The organism is Micromonospora sp. NPDC004551 (assembly GCF_040609975.1).
GTDB lineage: Bacteria > Actinomycetota > Actinomycetes > Mycobacteriales > Micromonosporaceae > Micromonospora.
Genome location: NZ_JBEXLM010000008.1, coordinates 238444 through 245383 on the forward strand (window position 1 = coordinate 238444; position 6940 = coordinate 245383).

At 73.7% G+C, this 6940-nt stretch carries 6 protein-coding genes and 5 tRNA genes; 8 read left to right on the top strand and 3 right to left on the bottom strand.

Translation table 11 applies throughout. The annotated features are described in order from the left end of the window. Positions 1–8 precede the first annotated feature (8 nt). Complete coding sequence (locus tag ABZW14_RS13120) at positions 9–1262, top strand: alkane 1-monooxygenase (RefSeq protein WP_355344483.1); 1254 nt, start codon at positions 9–11, stop codon at positions 1260–1262. Here the strand turns inward: ABZW14_RS13120 and ABZW14_RS13125 are convergent. Further along, positions 1183–1785: a TetR/AcrR family transcriptional regulator gene (locus ABZW14_RS13125; protein ID WP_355344486.1), complete on the bottom strand. Its 603-nt coding sequence runs from the start codon at positions 1783–1785 to the stop codon at positions 1183–1185. The genes ABZW14_RS13120 and ABZW14_RS13125 overlap by 80 nt on opposite strands. Before the next feature lie 273 nt (positions 1786–2058). Here ABZW14_RS13125 and ABZW14_RS13130 point away from each other — a divergent pair. The 3 genes from ABZW14_RS13130 (at position 2059) to ABZW14_RS13140 (ending at position 2324) form a co-directional block, all read left to right on the top strand. Then, positions 2059–2131, top strand: a tRNA-Gly gene (locus tag ABZW14_RS13130). A gap of 34 nt (positions 2132–2165) precedes the next feature. Then, positions 2166–2236, top strand: a tRNA-Cys gene (locus tag ABZW14_RS13135). A 13-nt stretch (positions 2237–2249) separates the two neighbouring features. Beyond that, positions 2250–2324: transfer RNA gene (locus ABZW14_RS13140), tRNA-Val, on the top strand. Positions 2325–2377: 53 nt separating this feature from the next. On the opposite strand, the gene ABZW14_RS13145 is transcribed toward ABZW14_RS13140, so the two are convergent. After that, positions 2378–3349, bottom strand: a complete 972-nt coding sequence (locus ABZW14_RS13145; protein WP_355344489.1) for a helix-turn-helix domain-containing protein — start codon at positions 3347–3349, stop codon at positions 2378–2380. A gap of 70 nt (positions 3350–3419) precedes the next feature. Between ABZW14_RS13145 and ABZW14_RS13150 the strand changes: the two genes are divergently transcribed. Then, entirely contained in the window at positions 3420–4238 is an 819-nt protein-coding gene (locus ABZW14_RS13150; protein ID WP_355344492.1) for an isocitrate lyase/phosphoenolpyruvate mutase family protein, read from the top strand. Positions 4239–4325: 87 nt separating this feature from the next. On the opposite strand, the gene ABZW14_RS13155 is transcribed toward ABZW14_RS13150, so the two are convergent. After that, positions 4326–4565 (bottom strand): DUF6458 family protein, encoded by a 240-nt coding sequence (locus tag ABZW14_RS13155; protein WP_091269284.1) that lies wholly within the window; start codon positions 4563–4565, stop codon positions 4326–4328. A gap of 184 nt (positions 4566–4749) precedes the next feature. Between ABZW14_RS13155 and ABZW14_RS13160 the strand changes: the two genes are divergently transcribed. The 3 genes from ABZW14_RS13160 to ABZW14_RS13170 all read left to right on the top strand — a co-directional run bounded on the left by ABZW14_RS13160 (position 4750) and on the right by ABZW14_RS13170 (position 6845). Then, a tRNA-Gly gene (locus tag ABZW14_RS13160) sits at positions 4750–4822 on the top strand. 52 nt (positions 4823–4874) lie between these two features. Beyond that, positions 4875–4949, top strand: a tRNA-Val gene (locus ABZW14_RS13165). Positions 4950–5198: 249 nt separating this feature from the next. Beyond that, positions 5199–6845, top strand: coding sequence for a PKD domain-containing protein (locus ABZW14_RS13170; RefSeq protein WP_355344497.1), 1647 nt, complete (start codon positions 5199–5201; stop codon positions 6843–6845). Positions 6846–6940: the final 95 nt, after the last annotated feature.

Genomic DNA, 6940 nt, shown 5'->3' on the forward strand with positions numbered 1-6940 from the left:
AGGAGTGCATGGATCGGAGGCTGACGATGGGCGCCGACACGATTACCTGGCGGGACACCCGCAAGCCGCTCTGGCCGCTCGCGCTGCTCGTGCCCGCGCTGCCCTTCGCCGCATGGTCGCTCTGGCACGCGACCGGCGCCGGCTGGGCCTGGTGGCTCACCCCGGTGATCGTCTTCGGCGTCATCCCCGTGGCCGACCTGCTCATCGGTGACGACCGGGAGAACCCGCCGGAGGAGCTGGTGCCGGCGCTCCAGGCCGACGGCTACTACCGCTGGCTCACCTACCTCTACCTGCCGGCCCAGTACGCCGCCCTCGTGCTCTGCTGTGCCGTCTGGACCCGCGGCGGGCTCTCCTGGCCGGCCGCCGCGGGCCTGGTCGCCACCGTCGGGGTGGTCGACGGCATCGCCATCAACACCGCCCACGAGCTGGGTCACAAGCGGGAGACGGCGGAACGCTGGCTGTCCCGGATCGCCCTCGCGCCGACCGGCTACGGGCACTTCCACGTCGAGCACAACCGGGGACACCACACCCGCGTGGCCACCCCGGAGGACCCGGCCAGCTCCCGGCTGGGCGAGACCTTCTGGGCGTTCTGGCCGCGTACGGTCTGGGGCAGCCTGCGCTCGGCCTGGCGGCTGGAGAGCGGTCGCCTCCGGCTCCGCGGCCGTACCCCGTGGACCTGGCGCAACGACGTGCTCAACGCCTGGGCCATGACGGTGCTCCTCTACGCCGTGCTGGCGGTCGCCTTCGGCCCCGGGGTGCTGGTCTTCCTCGTGCTCCAGGCGGTGGTCGGCTTCTCCCTGCTGGAGGTGGTCAACTACCTGGAGCACTACGGGCTGGCCCGGCAGCGCACCGCGGCGGGCCGCTACGAGAAGGTCGACCCGCGGCACAGCTGGAACAGCGACCGCACCGTCACGAACGTCTTCCTCTTCCAGCTCCAGCGGCACAGCGACCACCACGCCAACCCGCTGCGCCGCTACCAGACGCTGCGCAGCTTCGACGCCTCCCCGCAGCTGCCCGCCGGCTACGCCACCATGGTGGTCGCCGCGCTGCTGCCGCCGGTCTGGCGGCGGGTGATGGACCACCGGGTGCTCGCCCATTACGGCGGCGACCTGGAACTGGCCAACGTCCACCCGCCGGCCCGGGCGCGGCTGCGCGGGCGGCGCGTCGCCGCGCCCGGCCCGCTCAGTCCAGCTGGGCCGGCTCCAGACCCAGCTCGCGGGCCGCGACGAGCCGGACCCACTCGGCGATCTGCCGGCGGGTGATGACCCGCTCGTGCACCGCGAGCTGCACGGCCAGGCCGTCCATCACGGCGCTGATCCGCCACGCCGCGCCGGCCGGGTCGGGGCAGTCGAACGTGCCGTCGGCCACCCCGTCGGTGATCACCGTGGCCAGGTCCCGCCGCCACCGCAGGTCGAGCCGGCGGGACAGCTTCTCCAGCTCCGGGGTGCGCAGCGACTCGGCCCAGCCGTCGATCCACATCGACCAGGAGGTCGACCGGCCGGTCGGGGCGTAGAGGCGGAGCATCCGGCGCAGCTTGGCCAGCGGCGCGGCGGTGGAGCGCACGACCGTGTCGAGCCGATGCAGGTCCTGCTCGACGGCGTAGGCGAACGCCTGCGCGAGCAGCCGGTCCTTGGTGGCGAAGTGGTAGAACACCAGGGCCTGGCTGACCCCGGCGGCCTCGGCCACGTCGGCCGTGCGGGTGTTGGCGAGTCCCCGTTCCGCGATCACCTCACAGGCCGTGCGCAGCAGCGCGTCCAGGCGGATCTCGGCGGCACGTCTCGTCACGCCGTTACCGTAGCCCATCCGAGTGACCACGAGGAGTTACCGAAGCGGCCGGTCCGGCGCGCGACAGTCGGATGCCGGACAGTGCGTCCGGGGCGACAATCCGCAGGTCGCCGCCCTGCGCCGCCCTTGATCGGCTTCCACCCAGGCTCCTAGGAAGCTCTAGGACCCCGAAACCCCGTCACCCGGACGCGCCCGGAAAGGGGACCCGATTTGGCAACCGTTCCCGGGCTCGGCTAAAGTTCTCATCCGTCACCGGGTAACAACCGGGGGCACGCGGACGTAGCGCAGCTGGTAGCGCATCACCTTGCCAAGGTGAGGGTCGCGGGTTCGAATCCCGTCGTCCGCTCGGAGATGCCGCCACGCATGTCGGGGGCAACCTCGGTGGAGTGGCCGAGAGGCGAGGCAACGGCCTGCAAAGCCGTGTACACGGGTTCAAATCCCGTCTCCACCTCGGCAGTTGACGAGGGCGATTGGCGCAGTGGGAGCGCGCTTCCTTGACACGGAAGAGGTCACTGGTTCAAACCCAGTATCGCCCACCAGCACGAGAGGCCGTATCGATCATTCGATACGGCCTCTCACTTTGCCCGCCCCCTCACGCCGACGCGCCCAGCAGCGCCTCGGCCACGGCCGTCCGGCTGCTCAGCAGCGACCGGCCCTGCCGGTGCGTCACCACCAGCCCGGCCGCCCGCAGCGCGGTCAGGTGCTGCGACACCCCCGCCGCGGACAGCCCGGTCCGCCGGGCCAGCTCCGTGGTCGACCGCGGCGCGTCCAGCGCCGCGAGCAGCCGCGCCCGGCCCCGCCCGAGCACCGCGCCCAGCGCGTCCGGCGCCTCCGCCGGGCACTCCCACAGCCCGCCGATGCCCCGGGCCGGGTAGGCCAGCTGCGGGACGTCGCCCGCCGCGATGCTGAGCACCGACGGCCAGACGAAGACCGAGGGCACCAGCACCAGGCCGCGGCCGTCCGGCACGTCCGGGGCGGCGCAGTGGCGCTGGCTGATCAACAGGGCGTCGCCCTCCCAGCGGACCCGCTCGTGCAGGTCGTTGAGGAGCCCCGCCGCGCCGCCCTCGGCCAGCCGCCGGGCCCGGTGGAACACCTCGGCGTCGAGCACCGCCCGGATCCGGGGCCAGTCGCGGGACACGGCCAGCCGCCAGTACGCCGCGATCTCGTCGGCGAGCCGGCGCAGCCCAGCCTCCGGATCGTCGTACAGGGCGGCCACCGTCGCCGGCCGCGGGCCGGGACAGAGGTCGAGCTGGGCGCGGACCGTGCCGGGCGGGGTGGCGCGGAGCACGGCCAGCTCCTGCTCCAGGTCGGGGCTCAGGCCGGCCGGCGGCGGGGTGAGGAAGTCGGGCAGGTAGCCCGGCGCGGGCGGGACGAGGTGCCCGAGCAGGCCGTCGAGCAGTCCCGCTTCGGCCAGCCGTGGCCGGACCCGGTTGGCCCAGGGCAGGTGGAGCGCGTGGCGGCCCGGGTCGCTCAGCACCCGGACGCCGGCCATCACCTCCCAGAGGCAGGAGAGCGCGAAGCGGACGCGTGCCACGCCGCCCGCCGACAGCCCGATCGCGACCACGCCGCCCCCCGTCGTTTCAGCCAGGACTGAAACATTACGGCGGCCGGCGGCGCCGCCGGAGACTGGCCGGGTGAACGAACACCACACCCGAGCCCTGCACTTCCGTTCCCTGCACGTCCCCGGCGAGCCGCTGGTCCTGGTCAACGCCTGGGACGCGGCGAGCGCCCGGATCGTCGCCGCGGCCGGCGCCCGCGCGATCGCCACCACGAGCGCGGGCGTCGCCTGGAGCCGCGGCGCCCCGGACGGTGACGCCCTCGGCCGCGAGACCGCCGTCGACGTCGTCCGCCGCGTCGCCGCCGCGGTGCCGCTGCCGGTCACCGCCGACATCGAGTCCGGGTACGGCGACACCGCCGACGAGGTCGCCGGGACCGTGGCCGCCGTGCTGGCCGCCGGCGCGGTCGGGGTGAACGTCGAGGACGCCCGGCACGACGGCGGTGCGCCGTTGCGCCCGGTCGAGGAGCAGTCCGCCCGGCTGGCCGCCGTCCGGTCCGCCGCCGACCGGGCCGGGATCCCGCTGTACGTCAACGCGCGCGTCGACACCTTCCTGCGCGGCGCCGGCGGGATCGAGGAGACCGTGGCGCGGGCCGGGGCGTACCTGGCCGCCGGGGCGGACGGCATCTTCGTGCCCGGGGTGGTCGATCGGGACACCGTGGCCGCCCTGGTCGCCGCCATTCCGGCGCCGCTGAACGTGCTGGTCGGGCCGGGCGCCCCGCCGGTGCCGGAGCTGGCGAGGCTCGGGGTGGCCCGGGTCAGCCTCGGCTCCGCCGTCGCCGAGGCCGCGTACGCGGTGGCCCCGCGGGCCGCCGAGGAGGCGCTCACCGCCGGGACGTACGGCGCACTGGCCGGCGCGCTCGACTACGGCACGCTCAACGAGCTGATGCGCCACTGACCGGGTACGCGCACGGGGGCGCCGCGAGGCGCCCCCGTCACACCCGGCCGGGACCGATCAGCTCCATCGACCCCGGCCACGCTCGGCTCACAGCGGCGGGGCGATGTCCCGGCGCTCCTCGACCCGGCGGTACTCGACCGGCTCGGCCGTCGTGACCACCTCGCGACGGCGGCCCCAGACCAGGGTCGTCATGATCAGGCCGAGGACGCCGGCCGCCATGAGGATCCAGCCGACGACGTCCAGGTCGACCCCGCCGACGCTGGCGTCCAGGGCGAAGGTGAGGATCGCGCCGACCGCGATCAGGAAGATGCTGGTTCCGATACCCACGACAGCCTCCTTCGGGGGACGGTTGTGCTGTCGCCGCAGTCAGTACCCCGGCGGCGACCAGCGCAACCACCGGGCTGTGACGGCGGTCACCGATCGCCGTCCGGAGGCGCGGCGGGGCCCTGCCACGCGGCGATCTTGTCATCGGGTACAGTTGCACCCGTCGCCGACGCGAGCCGGTGACAACGCGGACGTAGCGCAGCTGGTAGCGCATCACCTTGCCAAGGTGAGGGTCGCGGGTTCGAATCCCGTCGTCCGCTCGCGATCCGCCCCCTCGCGGGCCGACCGTCGCCGGTGATCCGGCGGGTGCCCGGGCGATTGGCGCAGTGGGAGCGCGCTTCCTTGACACGGAAGAGGTCACTGGTTCAAACCCAGTATCGCCCACCAGCTCCTTGAGCAGCACGAAGGCTCGTCACCGCGCGCGGTGGCGGGCCTTCTTCCTCATGGCCGCACCGGCCGATCGGCGGGCCTCGACCACCCGGCCTCTCGGCGCCGGCGGTCCGCCGGGTCGCCGCCACTGGCCACATCGGTCGCCCGGCCGCACCGAGGACCTGGTACGGATCCGCCCAACGGGTTATGGAACCGCTGGCCCGCGGCATGACAGGGTGATGGCCCGTGGAGCTGGGAGGCGATCGTATGCGGTCAGTCAGGCAGGGACGGTGGCGGCGCGCAGCCGCCCGGCTGGGCGTGGCCGCCCTCCTCGTGACGACGGGAGTGGCGCTGGGCGCCGCACCCGCGCAGGCGACCGCCACCCGGACCGTCGCGTTCTGGAGCATGGACGAACCGGCCGGGTCCACGGTGCTCAAGGACAGCAGCGGCAACGGCCGCAACGGCACCGTCGGCGCCGAGGTCGTCACGGGCGCGCTCTACGCCGGCGCCACCGGGCACCGGTTCGCCACCCACCTGCCCACCGACCAGGAGTACGTCCCGGGCCACGTGAACCTGGTGCCGCACACCACCGACTTCAACCCCGATGCCGGGGACTTCTCGTTCACCATCCGCTACCGGACCACGTACTCCTTCGGCAACATCCTCCAGAAGGGACAGGGCGCGACGATCGGCGGCTACTGGAAGTTCGAGGCACCGGGCGGCAAGCCGAAGTGCCTGTTCCGCGGCGGCGACGGCGCCTCCCGCACCGGCTACACCGACGTGCCCATCAACGACGGCCAGTGGCACACGGTGACCTGCAACCGCACCTCCACCTACGTAGAGATGTACGTCGACGGGGTGCGGATGAGCCGGCTGACCGGGCCGACCGGCACGATCGCGAACAACTGGCAGCTCTCCATCGGCGGCAAGAGCCAGTGCGACGGCGTGAAGGTCACCTGCGACTACTTCGCCGGTGACATCGACTACGTGAAGATCCTCAAGGGATCGGGCGGCCCCGTCAACCAGCCGCCGGTGGCCCAGCTCGTCCCGAACTGCTCCGGGCTGGTCTGCACCTTCTCCGGCGCCGGCTCGACCGACGCCGACGGGGCGATCCAGGACCACCGCTGGACCTTCGGCGACGGGTCCACGGCCGACACCGTCTCCGTGCCGACCACCTCGCACACGTACGCGGCGGCCGGCACCTACCCGGTCACCCTCACGGTCACCGACGACCGGGGCGCCACCGGCACGGCGAGCATCGACGTCACGGTCGCGCCGGTGCCCGAGCGGATCGCCTTCGTCGGCCAGGCCACCGCGAACGCCAACTGGACCAGCCACACCGTGACCGTGCCGCCGACCGTCCAGCCGGGCGACACGCTGCTGCTCCTGCTCAGCCAGAACACCCACACCGGCACCGGCGAGCCCACCGGGGTCACTGGCTGGACCCGCCTGGACCGGCTCGACGGTGGCTACGCCACCACCACCGCCTGGTGGAAGGTCGCCGCCGCCGGGGACGCCGGATCGGCGGTCCGGGTGGCCCTCGACAGTCAGGCCAAGGGCAACCTCGTGGTGGCCGCGTATCGGGGGGTGGCGCCGAGCGCGCCGGTCTTCGCGCGGGCCACCGACCCGGCAAGCACCGCCACCCGTACCACCCCCTACGCGCCGGTCACCGCCGACCAGAGCTGGGCCGTGTCGTACTGGCTGCACGGTGACGCGGCGTCCACGGCGCTGACCCCGCCGGCCGGTGTCGAGGTGCGCAGCAACAGTTCCCAGACCGGCGGCGGCCGGGTGACCACCCTCCTCGCCGACTCGGGCAGCAGTGTGCCGGCGGGCAACTACGGCGGCCTGGCCGCGGTGGGCGCGGCGGCCAGCACGACCACGACCACCTGGACGTTCGTCCTGCGTCCGGCCTGACCTGGATACGCCACTGGCCGGCACCCCGTCGTTCGGGGTGCCGGCCAGTGGTGTTGGCTCAGCTGTTCCAGTTGTGGGCGACGATGTCGGTGGCC

Bases quoted from the DNA above. Each gene is read 5' to 3' on its own strand.
- ABZW14_RS13120 (WP_355344483.1), top strand. From the start codon at position 9: ATGGATCGGAGGCTGACGATGGGCGCCGACACGATTACCTGGCGGGAC.
- ABZW14_RS13170 (WP_355344497.1), top strand. From the start codon at position 5,199: ATGCGGTCAGTCAGGCAGGGACGGTGGCGGCGCGCAGCCGCCCGGCTG.